Raw genomic sequence first — 21,212 nt, 5'->3', positions numbered from 1 at the left:
ATATGCATAACTTTTTTGCCAAAAAGAGAATGACCGCCTTCCTCTTCATTCTTGCGCTCGCCACGTTCTCGATCTTGAATATGATTCATTCTTTCGAGCCTTTGAAAAAAACACTGGCGTCAGCGGACTACCGCTTCTCCAATGCCAAAGGTATCATCAACGAACTGGATGCAGATATCAATGAGCACGTTTTTGAAAAGTTTGGATTCGTGGAAGCCTACGGATACTTGCAGTCACTCATGTGGAAGAACGAAGAGAACAACTTCGAGGTCGTCAAAGATACGGAGGGTAAGCTTCACTATACGTATTTCGCCACGGGGCCAACGGATACGAAAGAACTTTCTGATCGGGTTGCCGAGCTAGGGGCACAATTGGGGTCAAAAACCAAGCTTACGTATGTTATGACACCTGACAAATATGTACGTGGCTATACAACATTTCCGGAAGGCATTCCTTATAACTACAATAACGAAACGGCCGATGGTTTTCTGGATCATCTGAAGCAGAGCGGAATCGACACGTTGGATCTGCGCGAAGGATTATTGGAGAGCGGCATACCGGCGAAGGATTTGTTTTTCACAACCGATCATCACTGGAAAATCAAAACGGCCTTCTGGGCCTTCGGCCAGCTGGTTCAACATCTGGACGGGCTGTACCATAAGCCGCTCGATCCCGAGCATTATTTTACAGACATGAATAACTACAATGTAATCCCTTATAAGGATTTCTTTATCGGCTCACAAGGCCGCAAAACCGGGAAATTGTACGCCGGTGATGATGATTTTGACCTGATTTATCCGAAATTCAAAACCAACTATTCTTTTTATTTTAAAACAGGTGAGACGGAAGCTACCTTAAATGGTCGATTTGAGGATGCGTTGCTTACGACATATCCCCTGAATGTGAAGGGTGCTCCCTACGACCTGACAGCGGACAAATACTTTACGTATCTGTATGGCAATCAGGGAATCGTACATGTGACGAATAAAGACAATCCAAACGGACTCAAGGTCATGTTTATCAAGGACTCCCTCGCCGTACCTATGATTTCTTTTCTCTCGACGGTTGTCTCGGATGTGTATCTGATTGATCCAAGGTATTATACGGGTGACATTATAGATTTTGCGAAAAAGACCGACCTGGATCATGTCTTCGTATCGATCTCACCTCAAGATCTCGTCGATGAGTTTTTCCCTTACGGGAAGAACAACGTAGAAGGTCCATTCACCAGCTCTAAGTAAAATATCGTTCATCAAGTTGGAACATGCAAAAGGGTACTGCCTTGGCCTTCATAGCCACGGGAGTACCCTTTTACTGTTACAGTGTGGTCACTTCCGCCAAACCGAAATACCACTCCAGAAAGGCATTGAAATCCGCCCATTGCGGCTTGCTCTCTCCATTCAGGAAACGTTCGATGGACTCCCCCAGTTCAACCAGCACAACCTCGTCGGTCTGGCGATTATAGAAAAATCCACCTTCCCCTTCAAAGCTGTCCAGCGGAATATATGCCTCTGGTAACCCCAGTGTAAGTTGCGATATATGCATATCCTGCAGGTATACGGTATTCTCGATCACCCAGCAGATCTGGTAGAGCTCCTGATGCCGACTATAGAATGTCGGTCCATCCTCTGCATGAAGGTAGAATTGTGCAAAATCCGAGTTCAGATCCATGTCCAGCTTACGCAATGCTTCCTCAATATTCAGCCGGCACGTCTTCATGCCACCAGCCTTTTACGCGGCAATGTTCAATGACTTTAGTGGATAACATGTCTAGCCCTCCCGTTCATGAAGCCATACCTCATGTATATGTCATTGATAATGTAGAATACCCTCTACACTATATCCTCTGAAATCTCCCGCTTCAAGTTAACTGATGAATTTGTATCTTGATATTCCTTCCATATTAAGGTGCAACTTTCTCCCGTAAACTTCGTCCAACTAGATGACTATAATTCAAAGGAGATGACTATGCGAATAAGTTGCAACCCCGGTTTTCCCGGAAGCATGATCGGTTCCATTGATCTGAGACCAACCAAACATAACCAGCCCCCGTCCACGACAAGTCAAATTTCACAGTATGTTGATTCTGGACTGATTTCTATTCCCTATGTGACCGATCCGGAATTTGGATCACACTTTAATACGATGAAGATCATGAAAGGTACATATCAGGAAGAATTCAACGAAAGCTATGACGTCGAATTTACGATCGATGTAGATCAGAAAGGTTATATCACGCAGTTTGAGCATACCTTCCCACTGGAACGTTACATTGATCTGATTCGAACCCAGTCGTACCGGGTCATTCAGACGAACTGGCGCGGCCAGTCCTTTCATGTGATGACCTACAGTTATATGGATGAAGTTATTAATCCGAACAATGTTATTTTCCGCTGTACGAATGCAGAGGATGTCTTCGTTGTGGCTGAGCTTGTCCCTTTTCGAGCAGGTGGCGTTGTGGAGCAACCGAATAATCTGTATCTTCACTTCCGCGCATTGATATCAGCACGAGATGACCTATATCCCATTGATTATATGTGTCAGCCGGATTTCGACTTAAATCTGGAATGAACGAGTTGGATATGAGCGATATGAAAGAGGAGCATACGTTATCCTGCATCTAAGGATAGCCTGTGTTCTTTTTTTAATCCTTTCATTCTGGATTCACCCTAAGCAAAATCAACGAAACAGACGATAACATATATACATAAAGTTACTATACATAAAGTTACATTTGCGTATCCCTTTGGGTGTGCACTGAAGATGAGAGGAGTTTTAAAGATTTATGATGGGTACAAAAATGAAAATCAGTTCGTTGCTTGCACTGCCACTCGCTGGCCTGTTATTGCTTCTGGGCGGAACGCAGACCGCTCATGCAGAACAGATCGATAGCTTGCTTCCCGAGCGTAGTCAGCAAGAAATCGACCAAAAGTGGAATGAGTGGATGAGGGTTGATCAAACACTCCCTATGTTTACCGAAACACCTTCCACCGTTTTCCCTTATTCTGCCGGACTGCTCAATGAGAGATATCTGGAGCAAGGTCTGAATGCTGCCAACTTCTATCGCTTTATCGCAGGCATGTCTGGAGACCTGGTACTCGATCCGGCTTTGAATATGCAAGCCCAGCACGGAGCTGTTGTTGTCTCCACCGGAGGGCAGCTTAGCCATTCCCCTGAACAACCGGCAGATATGCCGAAGGATTTTTTTGATAAAGGCTATACCTCAGCTTCCTCGTCTAACCTGCATGTCACCAGCAATGACAAATTCAATGTACTGGCTGGAAGCATCAAGGGCTACATGAATGACTCGGATGCATCCAATATTGATCGGGTGGGGCATCGCCGCTGGATATTAAGCCCGAAGTTGCAACGAATCGGATTCGGACTGGCTGCCCATCAAGAGGAAGAACAAACTCGTTATTATAGTGCCATGCAGGTCTTTGACCAAAGCAGAACTCAAGTTGCACCTTATAACTACAGCCTGTTTCCCAACCAAGGCGACTTTCCCATTGAAGCCTTCGGCGCGCTTCAAGCCTGGTCCGTTCAATTAAACCAGAATGTGTTCGCAGAACCTGAATTGGAAAAGGTTCAAGTTGAGATGATCCGAACCTCTGATCAACGGAAGTGGACGTTCCATCAACCAAAAAAGTCTGAGTTTCCTTTGGAATACTACAATGTAGACCCTTCCAATAGACGCTGGTTTGAGCAGGCCTATTTTAATGTCGAGACATCCAATTTCGGCGATAACAGCGCTATTATTTTTCGTCCTGACGATGTGCAGTTGTTGAAAAACGGTGATACCTTCCAAGTACATATTACAGGTCTGCAAAAGAAAGACGGCTCTCCCGCTGAAATCTCCTATACGACACGTTTCTTCCATGTAGACGGCGGGCAGGATCCGACTTTAACCAAGATTACACCTGCAAAATCAAATCTAACTTTGCGAGTAGGAGACACTGTAGACACCCCCTCCGTAACAGCGATTCTTGGGGATGGAACGTTATACTCTCCATTTTCCAACCTGACCTACACAACATCTTCGGATAAGATCGCGATCCAGAATGGCAAAATTGTCGGAACAAAGGTCGGTAAAACCGATTTACGAATCCGTTTTGCCGGGAAAGAAACGGTTGTCACGGTCATAGTCAAAAAAATGCTCCATTATACAGATATTCAGGCTCACTGGGCTAAAGATGATATTCTGTGGGCCATACAGCAAAACATGGTTAGCGGGGATAATGACACGTTCAGACCCAATGATCAGGTGAGCGAAGCTGAGTTTCTTTCCATGCTGTTTAATATGTATGCCAACTCCAAATACCTGCGGTATATGGATAAGACCGATGCTCCGGGTGCGAACTGGAGTGATCGTTACTATACCTATGCATCCAGACTCAATCTACCTCTAGAGGCGAGCATTCGAAACCCTAAGCTACGCAATCATGCGCTGAATAGAACAGAGGTTGCTATTATTGTCGCCAGTCTTGGCGGTAGAAACTATGTTAAAGATGAGGACAATATTCAGTATTTGCTGAACATGGGATACTCCTCTGGTAAAACATCCGCTACTGTCGAAGGTTATGCCGGCAAGGAATTATTTACACGCGCAGAAGCTGTTGTATTTCTGAGGAACTTGAAGGGAAAAGGATTTCAGCCTTGGGGTAGACCTGAACAAGTCACCGCAACAGGCGACAATGAGAAACAAGGAAACCTCCCGGATGGTACAGTTCAGGCCGAATATACGGTGGATCACACCTTGACTTTGCGAGGTACGTTTAAAGCCTATGCCGGTCACACCATTCCAATTGATATCAACGGACCGGCGCCAGAAGTACTGCCTATTCAGACCGAAAACATAACGCTGGATGCAGACGGAAGCTTCAAACTGACGGTCAAGGTAAATGAACAAAACACCAAACACCTCAACCTTTACTTGAATGTAAGAGAAGATTACTCCTACTTCATTCGTGTAGAGGAAGGGAAAATGGCTATTAACGAATACACTGAGAATTAAGAACGTTAATAAGAGCATCGTTAAACCAGCATTAGACTTCGGGTTCGGGTTAAACTTCAACAGCACCTTACGAACAAGCAAGCATGGGAGATCATTATCCGGCTTGTCCGTTTCGAGAGGTGCTTTTTTCATGGAATCAACTGTTCATTTACGCATAACTTCATCCAATGGTACAAAAGGTTCATTTTATTAGAATCAACTAACTGATACATCCTCTAATGTCGATAAAATGAATTGAAAGTATATTATTTACATTTTAGAAGTAGAAGGAGATTAGAAGATGTTTATTCGGAAAAAGGTTATTCGCACTCTGCTTACGCTTCCTCTAGCTGGTCTAATGTTCGTACTACTCGGTGCACAGCAAACCTTAGCTGCCCCCGTCGACAGCTTGTTGCCTGAGCGAAGTCAGCAAGAAATTAATCAAAAATGGACGCAATGGATGTCGAACAAGGATCAACCCGCTACATATATCCAACCCCCTTCCACCACAGCACCTTATGTTGCTGGCGTATTAAGTGAATCGTCTCTGCAACAGGCACTAAATGCGGCCAACTTCTATCGTTTCCTTTCGGGACTGGAAGGCGATCTTGTGCTGGATGCTACGCTTAACGTTCAGGCTCAACACGGTGCAGTTCTTGTCTCTACCGGTCCTCTAAGCCATTTCCCGGCTCGACCTGCCGATATGCCAAAAGATTTTTTTGACTTGGGTGCCAAATCAGCCTCCAGTTCCAATTTATATGCTTCCTATGGCGCTGCCGGCAATCTGGCTGTTAAAAGTGTGGAAGCGTATATGGACGACTCCGACCCAAGTAACATTGGCGCACTAGGTCACCGTCGCTGGATTCTGAGTCCGCAGTTGAAAAAAGTCGGCTTCGGGATCGCATCCCGGGACAACAAAAATTATGCAAGTCATTTTAGCACCATGCAGGTGATGGATACCAGTCGGGCAGGAAAGCTGCGCTACAATTACAACCTGTATCCAAACAAAGGCGCTTTTCCGATTGAAGCTTTCAATGTATCGCAGGCCTGGTCTGCACAGTTGAACCCGGATGTCTTTGCAAAGCCTTTAACTTCGGAGGTTCAGGTAGAACTTAAACGAATGTCGGATCAGAAAACCTGGAATTTCGGTGGAAAAACTCCTGCCAGCAGTGATCCTGCCACAGCGTTTTTCAACGTCAATACCGATGGATACGGGTATAGCTATGCTGTAATTTTCCGTCCGGATAACTTAAACGCATTGAAGGATGGAGATACGTTTACCGTTCGAATTACCGGATTGAAGAAAAAAGATGGTTCCAACGCAGACATCGTTTATCAAACTCAATTTTTCACGATTAGTCCCTCCGCAGAGGAACCTGTGACCGATCCAGAGAATCCTGGAACGCAGCCCCAAGATCCCGGAACACAGCCTGAAGAACCGGATACCGGTAATGAGGTAATTCTTGATGATCGTCATGTGCAATTCGAATATACAGCGGAGCGCACCTTGAACGTACGAGGAACACTTACGGCCTATGCGGGTCAAACGTTCTCCTTTCAGATTCATGGACCGTCACCAGAAGAAAAACATATTCGTACGGAAACCGTCACAGTGGGTGCAGATGGCCGTTTCAATCTAACGGTTCGCAGTCTCGGTGTGTCTGATCTGAACATCTACCTACAGGTGAGTCCCTACTTTATGTATCTGATCCCTGCGGCCGGCAACTCTGATGTTACCTATTATTTTGAGTAGAAAAAGTCCACATTCTCCTTCACTCTGAATTCAACAATCTGGCGAATTAGTTCCTCCGGCAATGGCTCATCAAGTGGGAACTGAACGGAACCCTTCGCGCCCTTAAACCTGGAGAGTTGTTCCTTGAAGGCCAGAATACCACTGGGTGCAGGATAGAACCCGATATGTTTCGTGTATGCGGCAAAATGAACCAGATTCCCGTGCTGCGCATATGTAGGCATTTTGTAACTAATCTTTTCTTCAGCGAGCGGAGCCGCTTCCTGAATGATCTGCCGTAACCTCTGTAATTTTAGTTGCACATCCGCTGGAAATGCAGCAATATATTCATTCACTAGTTCCGAGTACTGTCCGTTTTGATCCATCTTGTGCTCCTTCCACCACGTATGTTTCAGTGTCGTTCGCGGCGAGTAATATTGGCTCTATTGTACTACATCAGACCATATTCTTCTGCTGAAGTTGAAAAGATTCTAACAAAAAAAGACACTCGTCTGAGTGTCTTTATACTACAACGTCATGGCCCTTCCATTACGCATCAGATAATCTTCTTTGTCCTTGTAATCCGGCATAATACTACCTACCCGCCGCCAGAACGAGCGATCATGATTCATATGATGAATATGGCACAGCTCATGGATGATAACGTAATCAATGACCTCTGGTGGCGCCATGGCAAGGCGGTAATTAAACGTCAACTTTTTGTCCCAGCTACAGCTCCCCCATTTCGTAGGAGAATCTACGATATCAATAGACTTCGGCTTCACCTTCAGTTCCTGCTGATAACGTATAATTCGCTGCCCAATCATGCGTTTGCATTCTGCAAAATAAAACTTTTTCAAATTCGCACGCAGTTCTTCCTCTGTTAACCCCTCCACCGGAATTAATTGATGCAAGGCATGGGCTTTGCCAAAGAGCAAAAATGCCCCCTTACCCTCATTCTCATATTCCTTAGCTTGGGGACCATCCAGGACTTGCTGCATGCGAGCTGATTTTTGTACAATCTCAGTTCCATGATGCATAACCAGTTGCCGGATCACTTCCTCACTCGTGCCATTCGGAGCCTTAATGGTGACCATGTAGGGCAGTTCCATGGTGATTGAGGCTTTTTTTCGTTTACCGAATTCGATATGACATGTAATCATGTGTCCCTGAATCTCTATGTTAATCATGTTTATTTGTACTCCATTCCACAAATTGATCTCTTTATCGATTATACCATTCAGAGGAATAACATCCGAACAATCTATATTGAATTTTTATACATTATTATGTATTATTATTAAATTCGATGTTATATCGTCTATATCCTATGTGAGGAGGATAAGCCACATGTATGCAACAGAAAACAAACTTCGTCTGATTGAAGAACTAACGCTCAACCACTGGCAACCTTTATCAACCTCATTGTATGACGGTTGGGTGCTACGTTTTGCTGAAGGATATTCCAAACGCGCCAACTCCATTCAACCGCTCTACCCTTCTACTCTGGATGTGCATGAAAAGATCAAGACATGTGAGAATATCTACAGTTCGAACCAATTAAATACCATTTTTAAAATTACGCCGTTCATTCAACCTGAACAATTGGATCAACTTTTACAAGATAAAGGTTATTTCGTTGTAGATAAAACGCTTGTACAACTTCGAGATCTGAAGGATCTGAAAGTTCCTGAACATTTGGAGGCGCATATCAATGAACAGTTAACGGAGGAATGGTTAGATCATTTTTGCCGTTTAAATGCGGTCAGTGAAGAGTTTCGGGCAACCATGACACAGATGTTATTCAATGTCCGCGCAATGACGGGATTCATCACACTGTCTGTTGACGGCTGTATAGTGGCCTGTGGGCTAGGTGTGGTTGAACGTGGATTCATTGGACTGCATGACATCATTACAGATCCGGACTACCGTAACCGCGGTCTGGCAGAGCAGATGATTTTGCATTTGTTGCATTGGGGAAAAAGCCATGGTGCTACTTCAAGCTATCTGCAAGTGGTCGAGGGCAATGCGGCGGCACGGCGACTATATGCAAAATTGGGATATACCGACGCCTATTCGTATTGGTACCGGGTTAAGAATTATACATAGTCAAACAGGCCAAAGCAGAGCGACTCTGCCTTGGCCTGTTTATTTGAAATCTTCATCGAATGGATTGACATCCAATTCAAATAACGAAGTTATCACTATATCATATATAGCGTTCACCCTATTACGGACTAACCGTACCACCATTGGCATTCAATGTCTCTCCGCTCACATAACTGGATTCCTGACTCGCCAGGAATACGTATGCTGGAGCCATCTCGGCAGGCTGCCCTGCCCGGCCTAGCGGTGTGTTGTTTCCGAATTCAGCCAGTTTCTCTACAGGTTGTCCACCAACAATCTGTAGCGGTGTCCAAACTGGACCTGGCGCGACAACATTCACGCGAATACCTTTGCTCCCTACCTGCTGTGCGAGCGCTTTGCTGAACGTATTGATCGAAGCTTTTGTTGTTGCATAATCCAGCAAAATCGGAGACGGTTTATACGCCTGAATCGACGAAGTGTTGATAATCGAACCGCCTGCTTTCATATGTTTAATTGCTGCTTTGTTGAGCCAGAACATGGAATAGACATTTGTTTTGAACGTCGCATCGAATTGTTCTGTCGTCAGGTCTGCAATCTGCTCGACAAACTGCTGCTTCCCCGCCACATTAGCAAGAATATCAAGGCCACCGAGTTCTTTGACTGCCGTTTCAATCAACTGTTCACAGTATTTCTCATCCTTCAAATCGCCTGGAATGGCAATAGCTCTTCGGCCAGCTTCCTCAATCAGTTGCACCACTTCCTTGGCATCTGCTTCCTCTTCCGGCAGATAGGAAAGTACAACGTCCGCACCTTCACGTGCATAGGCGATTGCCACCGCTCGGCCAATCCCGCTATCTGCACCGGTAACGACCGCTTTACGACCAGTGAGACGCCCGCTTCCTTTATACGTTTTTTCACCGCAATCTGGAACAGGAGTCATCTCACGCTGCAATCCCGGCTCATCCTGCTGTTGCTTCCACTCTTTCGTTGCCTTCGGATATTGTGTCGTTGGATCTTGAATCGAATGCTGATTTTGCGTAGCCATGTTTGGTTCCTCCTCGGTTCAAATATATGTGTTGTGAATTTCATCTGTGTAAAGGTTCACTCTTTCCTTTGTAACCGAGTTGCCCGGTATTTAAACTGAAAAAAAACACTCCTTCAACATACGGACTCTTTGCGAGTCACAGGGTATGTTCAAGAAGTGCGTCATCATTGTTGCCTTTTATTTGGAATCGTTAGCTTTGGACTGACGCCCGCCGATGCCAAATACGTAATAGCCAACCACTACAATCGCCATAAACGTTGCACCCACAATCAGCGGCAGACGTGTATCTGGGTTAAAGGCCATACCGATAATGACCAGAATAAGATACACAATAATAATGTAATTGCTGATGGGGAACCATTTCGACTTGAAGTTATGCTCGGCAAGGTCCTGTCCCCAACGCTTTCTGAATCTGAACTGACTGAACGCCAGTGCAAACCAAGGCACCATTCCTGGCAATACGCTTGCGCTGTAAATGTACAGGAACAGCTTCGAATCCGGCATCAGATAGTTAAGTACAACCCCGATCAGAAGAAGCGAGATGGTTACCACGATACTGTTGCGGGGAACCCCACCTTTGGACAGCTTTTTGAAAAAAGCCGGTGCTTGTCCGTTCTCTGCCAGTGTGTATAACATCCGTCCTGCGCTGTAGATCCCGCTGTTACATCCCGACATCGCTGCTGTCAGGACCACGAAGTTAATAATTCCTGCCGCTGCAACAATGCCGACTTTGGCAAAGGTGAGCACGAATGGACTTCCGGTCTCTCCTACCTCGTTCCACGGATACAACGTAACGATCACAAATATCGCACCTACGTAGAAAATGAGAATACGCCACACAATATTTTTGATCGCTTTGCGCAGTGTATGTTTCGGATTTTCTGCTTCTCCAGCCGTAATTCCGACCATTTCAACGCCCTGATAAGCAGCCGTTACGATACATAGTGCAAACAGGAATCCTTTGATGCCTCCTGGGAAAAATCCTCCGTGACTAATCAGATTAGACAAACCGATCGGTTGTCCTCCATTACCCCATCCGAAGAAAATAAGACCTGTTCCGATAACAATCATCGCCACAATGGCGGTTACCTTGATCATCGCAAACCAGAACTCGAATTCGCCGTAGAACTTGACCGCTGCCAGATTGGCTGCCGCAATAATGAATACCCCGATGAGCGCAGGAATCCATTGTGGAATATCCGGGAACCAGTACCCCACATAAATCCCGATTGCCGTAACTTCCGCCATTCCCACCGTAACCCATAGGAACCAATAGCTCCAGGCTGTGAGGAACCCGGCAAGCGGACCAATATATTTGTGAGCAAATGTTGCAAACGAACCGGTCACCGGCTCCTGAATCAACATCTCACCCATAATACGCATAACAAAAAAGATAATAATCCCGGCCAGTAAATAGGCCAGTAATACGGACGGACCTGCCCATTTGATCGTGCTTGCCGATCCCATGAACAACCCCACGCCAATCGTACCGCCGAGCGCAATCAGCTCAACATGGCGGGGTTTCAGCCCTCTCGATAGTTCCTTTGATTCCAAGTGATTCTCCCCTTTTCTCATAAACAGCTTCCAATTATCATTCCATTTCAATCCGCTCACATTAACGCAATGCAGAATTACTTCATCAAATTGTACGAGATGTGAAGCAGAAATACAATATGGATTATGAGGAAGTAAGCACTCACAGGTACATATGTCAAAATTTGCTCAAATATCTAATCATTTCTTTGTGATGTGAATAGCGCTTTTGTTCATGTTACCGGAACTTTTCCAGTGTGAGTCACGTATGATTTTTAATGCCTTTGCCAACCGATCCATGAAAATTAAATGAGGAGGATAAAGATGCCAAGCTTGTTATTGATCTTATTTCTGTTTAATCTTTCCCTATTTCTACTACATGAAATGGATGCGATCCGACGATCCGAATGGAAATTGTTTATCGTATTAAAAGATATGGAAGCAGAAAAAGCATATACATATTTCACATGGATTCATCTTCCACTGTATACGATCATCTTCTCACTTCTTTTCAGTTCCTATCAGACCATAACATTCTGGGTACTAGATGTATTTTTTATCATACATACCGTGTTACACTTCTTTTTCGAAAAGCATCCTCAGAACGAATTTAAAAATAGGTTTTCCAGATCGTTGATCTATCCAATGGGATGCATTGCACTGATTCATTTAATATTTCTTATGTTGAAATAACATTACTAATCATTAGGAGGGTTGCACATGCAACCAAAACTGCTGGAAAAAGCCGAATTATTCGTTTCTAACACCCTGATGCTCAAGAAACCATTCAAATGGCAGAACCCCATCATGCGCCGTTTGGCGGCGTTGCTATATGTAGTGGAGAATAAAAGTATAGATCCAGAAGCCATTCAACAAAGCAACGACTTGATGAAGCAGCACACCAAACGTTTCTCTGCATTTAGGGGCCCTTCTTCCTTTCATTTTGCAGCTATGCTTTCTCTGACAACGGATCAACTTACTAGACTGCAACATACGATTCAAGTCCATGACTTGATGAAAGAAATCAAGTTCCGCAACTCCGATTACCTGGTGATGGCTGCCTATCAGATCGCTGCTCAAGTGCCGCCTGATCAATATCAGCATACCGTGGAACGTGCCAAAGCATTCTATGACCGTATGAAACAAGAGCATCCCTTCCTCACAGGACATGATGACTATATTTTCACAGCGATGTTAGCCCTGTCGAATCTGGATGTGGACAATGCTGTCGCGCATATGGAGCAGCTCTATCGGGAGTTAAAACCTCATTTTTCCGCGAAAAACAGCGTGCAGACCTTAACACACATTCTCGTTATCGGGGATGGCGGATCTCAGGTCAGTGAACGTTTGCTGGCTTTAAGCGAGGCTTTCCGTTCAAGGAATCTTCGCATGGATAAAACGTACACACTGCCTTCACTCGCACTCTTTGCATTATTGCCAGCAGAGATCGACTTGCTGGTAGATCAGGTTATTGAGACATACGATTGGTTAAGAACTCAAAATGGTTTTGGGGCGTGGTCTATAAACAAACAGGAGTTGCTGCTGTTCTCATCTGCATTGACTGCACTTCAACATGTGGAGAGTCTACAGAATGAGATCCTTACATCTTCCATGTCTACAACGATTACCAACATTATCGTCGCTCAGCAAGCCGCCATGTCGGCAGCAGCCGCTGCTGCAGCCGCGACTGCTGCCTCTTCCACACAATCATAGTTGATATCGGTAGCGCAAAATTGAATATTGCTATATTAATTGATCATATTAAGCACCAACAAGTAAAAAAAACGATTATGCGAGTAAACCTGCATAATCGTTTTTTAAGGACAGTTACTTTTTTATTTCATATGAATTAGTTCCCTATACAATACCTGTATCACGAAACTCCTCAATAAAGTCATTCAACCAATCTTCGCCATAATCCAGGGCGCCCATATCACTATCAATAAAGGCCACATCCAGACCCATCACCCAGAACCTGCGAGCGATAATAAACAAGTCGACCGCCTGTTCATCTGCATCTGTAAAGCTCCGAACAGATCGATATCCTTTCATCAACGCATCCCATAACTGCTGCTTCTTCTCCGTATCACCCGACTGCCGTTTCCGAACTTTCACTTGAGCCAGATCATACGCACGCCATCCCATAGCAGCCCATTCGAAATCATAATGGATGAAGCGTTCTTGCTGCTCAAACACATTGTTGTTTCCATGCATATCGCCATGACATAAGCCGTAGTCCAGACCTGAACTGGAGATGGTAGAGATCTTTTCTTTTAACACGGTGGTAAACGTTTGCAAAAATGCTGTTTCCTTATGACTTTCTCCAATGTAACGAATGATTCGCTCCAGTGGCTCATCGATGAGAAATTTCGTATCCAGCTTAAACCTTGCATGTACTGACTCCAACTCCGTTACTGATGCTGAAGCAAGTTCTCGCTCCTGTTCCAACTTAATCCCATCCATAGCTTGGTGCAGTTCAGCAGCAGAACGGCCAAAAGCGTAGCAGGAACCCTCATCTTCCAGATTATTTTCTGTCCCTTCAATATAGTGAAAGATCACAGCTGCCCGCTTTCCTTCAGCCGCATCCAGCATTGTATACCCGGTCTGATCTTTCGTTGGGATAAAGTCTCCCACCTCTGTATGCGCACTTGAACTGAGACCTTCTTTTAGTGCAGTCAGAACACTCAGTTCATAACGAACATCTGCTTCCGCCACCTCAGTACGATATATACGCAATATATAAGTTCCTGTGCTTGTGCGTAAGCGGTAAGTATCATTCAAACCTCGCAGCCAAAACCTGCATTCCTGCCACGTTCCGATATCATAATGTGCTTGTAATGCCCACTCCAGATATGCCGGACTGAGCACCGAACGTAAAGCCGTTGCATGATTAAACATAGTCAAGTTCCTTCCTGTCTGATATATCATTAATATACTTAATATATATCATAAAGGTATTTATTGGAACATTTATTAAGGAGCCGCTTTAGCGGTCACGACTTTCCACTTTTGCTGCTGCTCAGGCTTAGATTCCAACCCACAACCAGACAAAGCCGCACACTCCCGAAACGCCAAATGTTTGCATCCCTTACACTTCTCTTGGTTCAGATGCCTTAATGCATAGGTTATAGCTTCTCCCGTATGTTCAAACCGATGTGCCGGATCTAACCGTTCCAGCAAACCTGTTCGTTTCAGCATTTCCAGCGGCTGCTCCTGAAGACCTGACAACAGTACGATCCCGCCTGAACGTTCAAAATGTTTGATTAAACTAGCCAGGTTAGCCTCTCCTGTTGTATCTATAAAAGGAACTTTCCCCATGCGTAACAAGAGCATACCTGGACGCTCCGGAAGTGAATCCATAACCGATTTTTCAAACATATCCGCTGCACCAAAAAATAATGGCCCTTCGATCGTGTACAGGCTGATCTGTGGACAATCATGTCCCTCCCGTACCATATGAGCCATAACCTTCTCATGTTTATGATCCGGATCAGGCAGTACCTTGGCCACTTTCAGCATCTCGCTCATTCGTTTCACAAATAGAATGACCGCCAGAATCAATCCCACCTCCACCGCAGTCGTAAGGCTCGTGAATATAGTAAGAAGAAAGGTCAAAAGTAACACAAGTGAATCCCCCGTTTTGGTTCGCAGTACATAAGCAAAGGATTTTCGTTCGCTCATATTCCAGGCCACCAACATCAGAACCGGCGCCATGCTGGCAAGCGGAATATGGGATGCATACGGTGCAAACAGAACCAAAACAAGCAGAACCACAACACCATGAATGACACCTGACAATGGAGACACTGCACCCGATTTAATATTTGTTGCTGTACGAGCAATGGCTCCTGTCGCCGGGATTCCACCGAACAATGGTGTGACAAGGTTGGCAACTCCCTGCCCGATCAGTTCCCGGTTGCTGTTATGGCGGCTGCCCGTCATACCATCAGCGACAACGGCGGACAACAGCGATTCAATACCACCGAGCATAGCAATGACAAAAGCAGGTTGCAGCAGATTCACGATATGCTCCCATGTGATCTCCGGCAAGTGGAATCCAGGTAAGGTTCCAGGAATAGTACCAAAGGATGAGCCAATCGTAGCCACCTGATCTTTGAAAAAGACAGCTGCAACAACGGTCGAGCATATCAGACCCAGCAGGGAAGCAGGCACTTTGGGTGCAAACTTCGGCACAAGCAGAAGAACAGCCAGGCACACCCCCGCTGTCAGCAAACTGTATATATTAATCGTCCCGATGTGCATCCCGATCTCTTTCATATTGGAGTAGAAATCCTCATGTTTCGTGACACCCGTAAGTCCCAGCACATTAACGATCTGTCCACTAAAAATCAAAACAGCGATGCCTGCTGTAAAGCCAATCGTCACGGGTCTTGGAATGAATTTAATTAATGCTCCGAGTTTGAATATCCCCATAACAATGAGCATCAGTCCAGCCAACATGCCAGCAATAAGCAAATTTTCATAACCATACTGCATGACTATAGCAAAAAGAATTGGAATAAATGCCCCTGTCGGCCCACCGATCTGAAATTTGGAACCGCCCAGCAGTGAAATCAAAATACCTGCAATAATGGTGGTATACAATCCATATTCCGGCTTGACTCCAGAGGCGATGGCAAAAGCCATACCCAGAGGAATCGCAATAATACCTACAATCAGCCCCGATATCAGATCTTTGCGAAAATCAGCTATTCGATACCCCGCATATCTCCCGATGCCTCTCATGCTCCATGACCTTCTTTTCTTCATATATTTGAATATTTGAATATAAAGTGAACACTACTCCTTGATATATGCTCTGTCAATCGCAAATATCACAATCCTATAAAATTGTGCTTCCGCTACCTGATCTTGCAAACATCAAAACAAGAGCTCCCTGCTAACTTCCGGTTGCTCTTGTTTCCTGTGTCAGCTGTCTTTACGCATATCCTCAAGCATCGAAATCGCATCGACTAGATGGTTATCAAAAATCTGCTTGGCAACGGCAAGCAGTTCCTTAATCAGCGGATCACGAAGGGAGTAGGTGACTGTAGTACCTTCTTTCATGCCCTGTACTACATTTTTGCTACGCAACACAGCCAGTTGCTGGGATACCGCAGATCCTTCCGTTCCAAGAATGCTTTGCAGTTCATTGACGCTTTTATCTCCTTCACTCAGCAGTTCCAGAATGCGAATTCGCATCGGATGTGCCAGTGCTTTGAAGAAATCGGCTTTGAACTGTTGTACGTTCTGATTCATACCCTTTTGCTCCTTCAATCGAACTCATCAACCTGACCCTATCATACCATAGAACGAAGTGAGGGCTTCCATTCACACGATATGATATGATGAAAAAGCGAATACATTATTTGGTACAAAGGAGCAGTAAACATGTCTAATTCATCTGAATATTCGCCTTCTGGCGTTCCTATTATTCGTCATAAAGATTTGGATCGCGAGTGGCAATCTACTTCTTATGCAACAACCGAATGGCTGCAGCGGATTGAGAAACACGCGGATACATATCTTGGCGAAGCCGACTCTGTGTTCCATGAGCTGGTGTCCGATAGAGTTCATATCGATGTCCATATCATTCGTCCAACACCAGAACGTAATTATTATACGTTGTATACCACAGGTATGAGTGCCTTGCCAATGAATACGCCTGAAGATGCAGAGGACTATGAGTATGCAGAACTGATGATATGTTTACCTCCGGATTGGCCTCTATTAGAAGAAGAATTAGAGGAATCCGATAATTACTGGCCGATCCGATGGTTGAAAACGATGGCTCGACTGCCACATGACTATGATACCTGGCTGAGTTGGGGTCATACAGTACCCAATGGCGACCCGGCAACGCCATTTTCCAACAATACAGATATGTGCGCCTTAATCGTGTTGCCTCCACTTGAGGTTGAAGAGGATTTCCTCACACTGGACATGGGGGGTGGGCAAACTGTGCACTTCTATGCGATCCTTCCCATTTATCCGGAGGAGCTTGAACACAAGCTGGAGTATGGCTTGGACGCTCTGCTTGATCAATTTGAAGCACATGACGTGAACGAAATTTTGGATGTAAACCGGGTCAATACCTGCGTGGAAATGTAGCATCCTAATCCAGATATGTTCACAAAGAACATCAAAAAAGCTCAATCCTGTGCGCCTCTGCTACTGGACTGAGCTTTCTTGGATGGATATTTTGTTATTCGCCGTTACATATCAGTACGAACCATATTCGAACCAGTCAAAGTCCGCCACCTGATCGGAAGACTCACCATTACTGCTACTAAACATGCCGATACAGCACCCAACAAAACCACCAGCCACTTCCGTGCTCAAGCTGGTCGTATTCACTTGTCCTGCAACCAAATGATACTTACTTCCATCTGTACTGTAGTAGAAGCTGAGTTGCTGTCCTAGCGCCACCATTTTAATGTAAACACGCGGAGTTTCTCCATCCAGCACAACTCGGCCAACCTGTGATTCCTCACCACCAAGCCACGTCATTACCCGCAGAACCCGCTGCTCACCTTCACATGCACGTTCGATTCTCACGTGATACTGGTCATTCTGGATAACCACCAGACCCGCCGTCTCATATTCATGTTGCGGCACAAATTCCATCGCAGTCGCTGCAACATAATCCATATGCCGCTGCCGTACACAGACAAAGCTGGAATTCTCAAGTTCCTTCAATGTTTGCGGTTTCAGCTTCAAGCGCAGGTAACCTTTGCGTTCAGTCAACGAGTACAGGTTCTCCTGAGGATTACGGAGGAACATCCACTGCAGGCCCAATTCATCATTGTCGAAATTTTCACAGCGCAGATCTGGTTCCACAGGTACTGCTGGCAGATTCAATACCCCCTGCTCCTCCAGTTTGCCCAGCCCTTGATTGACGACAGGCCAGCCATCTTCCCATTCCACTGAAGCAATGAATGTCTCACGACCAAGATTACTGAAAGCCCCACCATATGGTCTGGAAGCCAACATCACCATGAACCATTGACCGTTAGGTGCCTGTACCAGGTCAGCATGTCCAACATTAATAACCGGATAATGCTTGCCCATATGACGATGCGTAATAATCGGATTATTCGGATTGCCGACGTAACCTTCGGTCAGACTGCTGCTGCGTGCAATCGTAACCGCATGGTTCAGACCTGTGCCACCTTCGGCAATCATCAGGTAATAATACTCGCCGATTTTATACAAATGCGGTCCTTCCGGCCAGATCACATCCACCATCGCTCCGCGCCAGAGAACATAGCTATCTCCTACCAGCCTCATACTACCAAGATCCAGTTCACGTAGCCACACTTCCCAGTTGCCATTGTAACGGACACCTTCCGAGCAAGGCCGTGTACCTAAATAATATGCTTTGCCGTCTTCATCGAAGAATATCGTTGGATCGATACCTTCCGCACCTTCAATAAAATAAGGATCAGACCATGGCCCAGCCGGATCGGTAGCGGTTACAACAAAGTTCCCACCATGAGATACATTCGTTGTGATCATATAAAAGAGTCCATCATGATGCCGAAGCGTCGGTGCAAAGATCCCCTGCGAATGCCCTGCGCCCTCCAGATTAAGCTGAGACTCACGATCCAGCACATTACCGATCTGTTTCCAATGAACCAGATCACGGCTGTGAAAGATCGGAACGCCAGGAAAATAGGCAAACGTGGATGTGACCAGATAAAAATCTTCCCCTACCCGGCAGACAGACGGATCTGGATAAAATCCTGGCATGATCGGATTGTTAAACGTGCATTGCTCGCCTTGATTAACATTGTTCATTCTTTTACCCCTCCAATGGTGAGTCCAGTGACAAAGTATTTTTGCAAGAATGGATAAAGCACGACAATAGGCATGGCTGTCACAATGGTGATGGCTGCCCGAATGGATACGGGGGTGACCATATTCGTCACATTTTTGTACTGATCCACATTGACCGTTCCCCCTTGTGACGTTGCCGAAGATAACAGCTTCATCAGTTCATATTGCAAGGTGGTCAAATTGCGGTTACCTGCCGTATAGAGCATGGAGTCAAACCAGGAGTTCCACTGACCTACAGCAATAAAGAGAGCCACCGTAGCCAGCACCGGCTTAGAGAGCGGAAGCACAATACGCATAAAGATGCGGAAATCTCCTGCACCATCCATTTTCGCCGATTCAATCAGCCCTTCGGATAACCCCTGAATATAGGTACGGATGACAATCATGTTGAATACCCCGATGAGTCCGGGAATAATGTAAACCCAGAAGCTGTTCAGTAGCCCCACTTGTTTGATCAGCATGTATCCAGGAATCAAGCCGCCGCTGAAATACATCGTAATCACAAAGAGTGTCGTTACAAACTTGTTGAACATGTATTCCTTACGGCTCAGTACATAAGCCAGCATGGCTGTACAGAAGAGCTGTACCACGGTTCCAATGACCGTTCTGGCAACTGAAATAAATGCCGCTTGGGTCAGATGTGGATTTTGGAACACAGAAACATAGTTTTGCAGCGTCCACTCTCTCGGCCAGAGATAGATTCCCCCGCGAATCGTATCCAGACCGTTATTGAAAGATACGGCAATGGTGTTTAAAAAAGGATATAACGTAACAACCATAACAAGCAACATAAATATGCCATTGGTGATAGAGAAAATTGAGTCACCCAGGCTTCGTTTTCCGCTAATTCGATTCACAGCGCTGCCCCCTTATCATATCAACCGCTCTTCACCAAGAGATTTGGCAATCCCGTTGGCGATAAAGATGAGCACTAGACTGACCACACTTTTGAAGATTCCTGCCGCGGTGGCAAGTGAGTAGTTTCCAAGATTAATCCCGTATTTTAGAACAAAGATATCAATCGTCTCGGATACATCCTGCACCAGTCCGTTCCCCAGCAAATATTGAATCTCAAAGCCTGCATTCAGTACGTTACCGACGTTGATAATCAGCAGGATAATGATGGTTGGTTTGATACTCGGAAGTGTGACATTCCACATTTTACGGAAACGGCCGGCTCCATCAATGGAGGCTGCCTCATACAGACTTGGATTAATGGACGCCATGGATGCGAGATAGATAATCGTGCCCCATCCAATCTCTTTCCACATGCTCGACAGACCAACGATGCCCCAGAAGTATTTGGGTTCGGCAAAGAAATTAATCGGCGCATCGATCAGCCCCAGCTTGGTCATCAGCACATTCACAATCCCGTTTTCCGTCGACAATACATTCGCAACAATGCCTGTCACGATGATCCACGATAGAAAGTGCGGAAGATAAGAAACGGTCTGCACGACACGTTTAAATAAAACCAGCCGCAGTTCGTTGAGCAAGAGCGCCAGACCAATTGAACCGACAAATCCAAGAAACAGACTGATCAGACTCATCGCCAGTGTATTGCGAATGACACGCAAGAAAGTCGGGTCTGTAAATAACGTTCGGAAATGATCCAGTCCTGCCCAATCCTGCTCCATAAAACCAAGGCCTGGTCTATAGTTTTGAAAAGCCATGAGCCAGCCCCATAAAGGCCCATACGCAAAAATAGCAATAAACGCAATGAAGGGGAATGACATCCACATCAATTGGCGCTGACTTTTCATTCTGGACAAGTTATACCCGATCCAGCTCTTCCCCGAAGGGATATGACTGGTGTTGACCGAGGACTGTAGCTCCTTTTTAGCCATGCTTTTCTCTCTCCTTGATTCCGAGTTTTATCTATATCATCCGCTGTGGATGATTCGAATCCATTCCTGTCCAATGGGTACACGTTTATGTGTGGATTAAGAAAGGCTACAGGATATCCTATAGCCTCTCTGCCTTTA

Annotated in this window: 19 protein-coding genes; 8 read left to right on the top strand and 11 right to left on the bottom strand. The window is 45.4% G+C overall.

Features of this window, described 5'->3' with window-relative positions; all coding sequences use genetic code 11:
- Nucleotides 1–2 precede the first annotated feature (2 nt).
- Entirely contained in the window at nt 3–1,241 is a 1,239-nt protein-coding gene (locus MKY23_RS04335) for a hypothetical protein (protein ID WP_221788480.1), read from the top strand.
- A gap of 76 nt (nt 1,242–1,317) precedes the next feature.
- On the opposite strand, the gene MKY23_RS04330 is transcribed toward MKY23_RS04335, so the two are convergent.
- The gene (locus tag MKY23_RS04330; RefSeq protein WP_260510834.1) at nt 1,318–1,719 is read right to left on the bottom strand and encodes a hypothetical protein; all 402 of its coding nucleotides are present in this window, start codon (nt 1,717–1,719) and stop codon (nt 1,318–1,320) included.
- A 249-nt stretch (nt 1,720–1,968) separates the two neighbouring features.
- Here MKY23_RS04330 and MKY23_RS04325 point away from each other — a divergent pair, with 249 nt between their 5' ends.
- The 3 genes from MKY23_RS04325 to MKY23_RS04315 all read left to right on the top strand — a co-directional run bounded on the left by MKY23_RS04325 (nt 1,969) and on the right by MKY23_RS04315 (nt 6,746).
- Nucleotides 1,969–2,571, top strand: coding sequence for a hypothetical protein (locus MKY23_RS04325; protein ID WP_336121094.1), 603 nt, complete (start codon nt 1,969–1,971; stop codon nt 2,569–2,571).
- A gap of 214 nt (nt 2,572–2,785) precedes the next feature.
- Nucleotides 2,786–5,014 carry an S-layer homology domain-containing protein gene (locus tag MKY23_RS04320; protein WP_339835615.1) on the top strand — a complete coding sequence of 743 codons (2,229 nt, stop codon included), beginning with the start codon at nt 2,786–2,788 and terminating at the stop codon, nt 5,012–5,014.
- A 280-nt stretch (nt 5,015–5,294) separates the two neighbouring features.
- A complete protein-coding gene (locus MKY23_RS04315; protein WP_339835613.1) occupies nt 5,295–6,746 on the top strand; it encodes a CAP domain-containing protein in 1,452 nt (483 codons plus the stop codon).
- Here the strand turns inward: MKY23_RS04315 and MKY23_RS04310 are convergent.
- Together MKY23_RS04310 and MKY23_RS04305 are read right to left on the bottom strand one after the other, a co-directional pair.
- Nucleotides 6,734–7,108, bottom strand: coding sequence for a DUF1801 domain-containing protein (locus tag MKY23_RS04310; RefSeq protein WP_154985228.1), 375 nt, complete (start codon nt 7,106–7,108; stop codon nt 6,734–6,736). The two genes, MKY23_RS04315 and MKY23_RS04310, sit on opposite strands and share 13 nt — an antisense overlap.
- Before the next feature lie 141 nt (nt 7,109–7,249).
- Nucleotides 7,250–7,912: a SprT family zinc-dependent metalloprotease gene (locus MKY23_RS04305; protein WP_167375785.1), complete on the bottom strand. Its 663-nt coding sequence runs from the start codon at nt 7,910–7,912 to the stop codon at nt 7,250–7,252.
- Between the two features lie 160 nt (nt 7,913–8,072).
- Between MKY23_RS04305 and MKY23_RS04300 the strand changes: the two genes are divergently transcribed.
- The gene (locus MKY23_RS04300) at nt 8,073–8,831 is read left to right on the top strand and encodes a GNAT family N-acetyltransferase (protein ID WP_154985227.1); all 759 of its coding nucleotides are present in this window, start codon (nt 8,073–8,075) and stop codon (nt 8,829–8,831) included.
- A gap of 121 nt (nt 8,832–8,952) precedes the next feature.
- Here the strand turns inward: MKY23_RS04300 and MKY23_RS04295 are convergent, their stop codons facing one another.
- Together MKY23_RS04295 and MKY23_RS04290 are read right to left on the bottom strand one after the other, a co-directional pair.
- Nucleotides 8,953–9,855, bottom strand: coding sequence for an SDR family oxidoreductase (locus MKY23_RS04295; protein WP_090923140.1), 903 nt, complete (start codon nt 9,853–9,855; stop codon nt 8,953–8,955).
- A 177-nt stretch (nt 9,856–10,032) separates the two neighbouring features.
- A complete protein-coding gene (locus MKY23_RS04290; protein ID WP_090923391.1) occupies nt 10,033–11,409 on the bottom strand; it encodes an amino acid permease in 1,377 nt (458 codons plus the stop codon).
- A 288-nt stretch (nt 11,410–11,697) separates the two neighbouring features.
- On the opposite strand from MKY23_RS04290, the gene MKY23_RS04285 reads away from it, so the two are divergent.
- Both MKY23_RS04285 and MKY23_RS04280 read left to right on the top strand, forming a co-directional pair.
- Nucleotides 11,698–12,081: a DUF6713 family protein gene (locus tag MKY23_RS04285; protein ID WP_318294980.1), complete on the top strand. Its 384-nt coding sequence runs from the start codon at nt 11,698–11,700 to the stop codon at nt 12,079–12,081.
- A gap of 27 nt (nt 12,082–12,108) precedes the next feature.
- Nucleotides 12,109–13,101 carry a DUF4003 family protein gene (locus tag MKY23_RS04280; protein ID WP_339835602.1) on the top strand — a complete coding sequence of 331 codons (993 nt, stop codon included), beginning with the start codon at nt 12,109–12,111 and terminating at the stop codon, nt 13,099–13,101.
- 144 nt (nt 13,102–13,245) lie between these two features.
- On the opposite strand, the gene MKY23_RS04275 is transcribed toward MKY23_RS04280, so the two are convergent.
- The 3 genes from MKY23_RS04275 to MKY23_RS04265 form a co-directional block, all read right to left on the bottom strand.
- On the bottom strand, nt 13,246–14,286 hold the full coding sequence (locus MKY23_RS04275; protein ID WP_339835598.1) for a phosphotransferase: 1,041 nt from the start codon (nt 14,284–14,286) through the stop codon (nt 13,246–13,248).
- A 75-nt stretch (nt 14,287–14,361) separates the two neighbouring features.
- The gene (sulP, locus tag MKY23_RS04270; protein ID WP_339835595.1) at nt 14,362–16,134 is read right to left on the bottom strand and encodes a sulfate permease; all 1,773 of its coding nucleotides are present in this window, start codon (nt 16,132–16,134) and stop codon (nt 14,362–14,364) included.
- Nucleotides 16,135–16,317: 183 nt separating this feature from the next.
- On the bottom strand, nt 16,318–16,647 hold the full coding sequence (locus MKY23_RS04265; protein WP_154891673.1) for a metalloregulator ArsR/SmtB family transcription factor: 330 nt from the start codon (nt 16,645–16,647) through the stop codon (nt 16,318–16,320).
- A 132-nt stretch (nt 16,648–16,779) separates the two neighbouring features.
- Here MKY23_RS04265 and MKY23_RS04260 point away from each other — a divergent pair, with 132 nt between their 5' ends.
- Entirely contained in the window at nt 16,780–17,499 is a 720-nt protein-coding gene (locus MKY23_RS04260) for a suppressor of fused domain protein (RefSeq protein WP_339835591.1), read from the top strand.
- Nucleotides 17,500–17,610: 111 nt separating this feature from the next.
- Here the strand turns inward: MKY23_RS04260 and MKY23_RS04255 are convergent, their stop codons facing one another.
- The 3 genes from MKY23_RS04255 to MKY23_RS04245 are packed head-to-tail and all read right to left on the bottom strand — an operon-like array spanning nt 17,611 to nt 21,074.
- On the bottom strand, nt 17,611–19,188 hold the full coding sequence (locus MKY23_RS04255) for a glycoside hydrolase family 43 protein (protein ID WP_154960323.1): 1,578 nt from the start codon (nt 19,186–19,188) through the stop codon (nt 17,611–17,613).
- A complete protein-coding gene (locus MKY23_RS04250; RefSeq protein ID WP_186375587.1) occupies nt 19,185–20,084 on the bottom strand; it encodes a carbohydrate ABC transporter permease in 900 nt (299 codons plus the stop codon). Before MKY23_RS04250 ends, MKY23_RS04255 begins: the two co-directional genes overlap by 4 nt.
- Nucleotides 20,085–20,099: 15 nt before the next feature.
- Nucleotides 20,100–21,074 (bottom strand): ABC transporter permease subunit, encoded by a 975-nt coding sequence (locus MKY23_RS04245; protein ID WP_186811797.1) that lies wholly within the window; start codon nt 21,072–21,074, stop codon nt 20,100–20,102.
- Nucleotides 21,075–21,212: the final 138 nt, after the last annotated feature.

The sequence above is a fragment of the Paenibacillus sp. FSL R7-0272 genome (assembly GCF_037969905.1).
In the GTDB taxonomy this organism is placed as follows: Bacteria; Bacillota; Bacilli; order Paenibacillales; family Paenibacillaceae; genus Paenibacillus; species Paenibacillus polysaccharolyticus.
The sequence above is the reverse complement of the archived record's forward strand: the minus strand, read 5'-3'. Positions and strand labels throughout refer to the sequence as shown.

Bases quoted from the DNA above. Each gene is read 5' to 3' on its own strand.
- MKY23_RS04330 (WP_260510834.1), bottom strand. From the start codon at position 1,719: ATGAAGACGTGCCGGCTGAATATTGAGGAAGCATTGCGTAAGCTGGAC.
- MKY23_RS04320 (WP_339835615.1), top strand. From the start codon at position 2,786: ATGATGGGTACAAAAATGAAAATCAGTTCGTTGCTTGCACTGCCACTC.
- MKY23_RS04325 (WP_336121094.1), top strand. From the start codon at position 1,969: ATGCGAATAAGTTGCAACCCCGGTTTTCCCGGAAGCATGATCGGTTCC.
- MKY23_RS04315 (WP_339835613.1), top strand. From the start codon at position 5,295: ATGTTTATTCGGAAAAAGGTTATTCGCACTCTGCTTACGCTTCCTCTA.
- MKY23_RS04245 (WP_186811797.1), bottom strand. From the start codon at position 21,074: ATGGCTAAAAAGGAGCTACAGTCCTCGGTCAACACCAGTCATATCCCT.
- MKY23_RS04295 (WP_090923140.1), bottom strand. From the start codon at position 9,855: ATGGCTACGCAAAATCAGCATTCGATTCAAGATCCAACGACACAATAT.
- MKY23_RS04275 (WP_339835598.1), bottom strand. From the start codon at position 14,286: ATGTTTAATCATGCAACGGCTTTACGTTCGGTGCTCAGTCCGGCATAT.
- MKY23_RS04335 (WP_221788480.1), top strand. From the start codon at position 3: ATGCATAACTTTTTTGCCAAAAAGAGAATGACCGCCTTCCTCTTCATT.
- MKY23_RS04310 (WP_154985228.1), bottom strand. From the start codon at position 7,108: ATGGATCAAAACGGACAGTACTCGGAACTAGTGAATGAATATATTGCT.
- sulP (WP_339835595.1), bottom strand. From the start codon at position 16,134: ATGAGAGGCATCGGGAGATATGCGGGGTATCGAATAGCTGATTTTCGC.
- MKY23_RS04305 (WP_167375785.1), bottom strand. From the start codon at position 7,912: ATGATTAACATAGAGATTCAGGGACACATGATTACATGTCATATCGAA.
- MKY23_RS04300 (WP_154985227.1), top strand. From the start codon at position 8,073: ATGTATGCAACAGAAAACAAACTTCGTCTGATTGAAGAACTAACGCTC.
- MKY23_RS04265 (WP_154891673.1), bottom strand. From the start codon at position 16,647: ATGAATCAGAACGTACAACAGTTCAAAGCCGATTTCTTCAAAGCACTG.
- MKY23_RS04255 (WP_154960323.1), bottom strand. From the start codon at position 19,188: ATGAACAATGTTAATCAAGGCGAGCAATGCACGTTTAACAATCCGATC.
- MKY23_RS04280 (WP_339835602.1), top strand. From the start codon at position 12,109: ATGCAACCAAAACTGCTGGAAAAAGCCGAATTATTCGTTTCTAACACC.
- MKY23_RS04285 (WP_318294980.1), top strand. From the start codon at position 11,698: ATGAGGAGGATAAAGATGCCAAGCTTGTTATTGATCTTATTTCTGTTT.
- MKY23_RS04260 (WP_339835591.1), top strand. From the start codon at position 16,780: ATGTCTAATTCATCTGAATATTCGCCTTCTGGCGTTCCTATTATTCGT.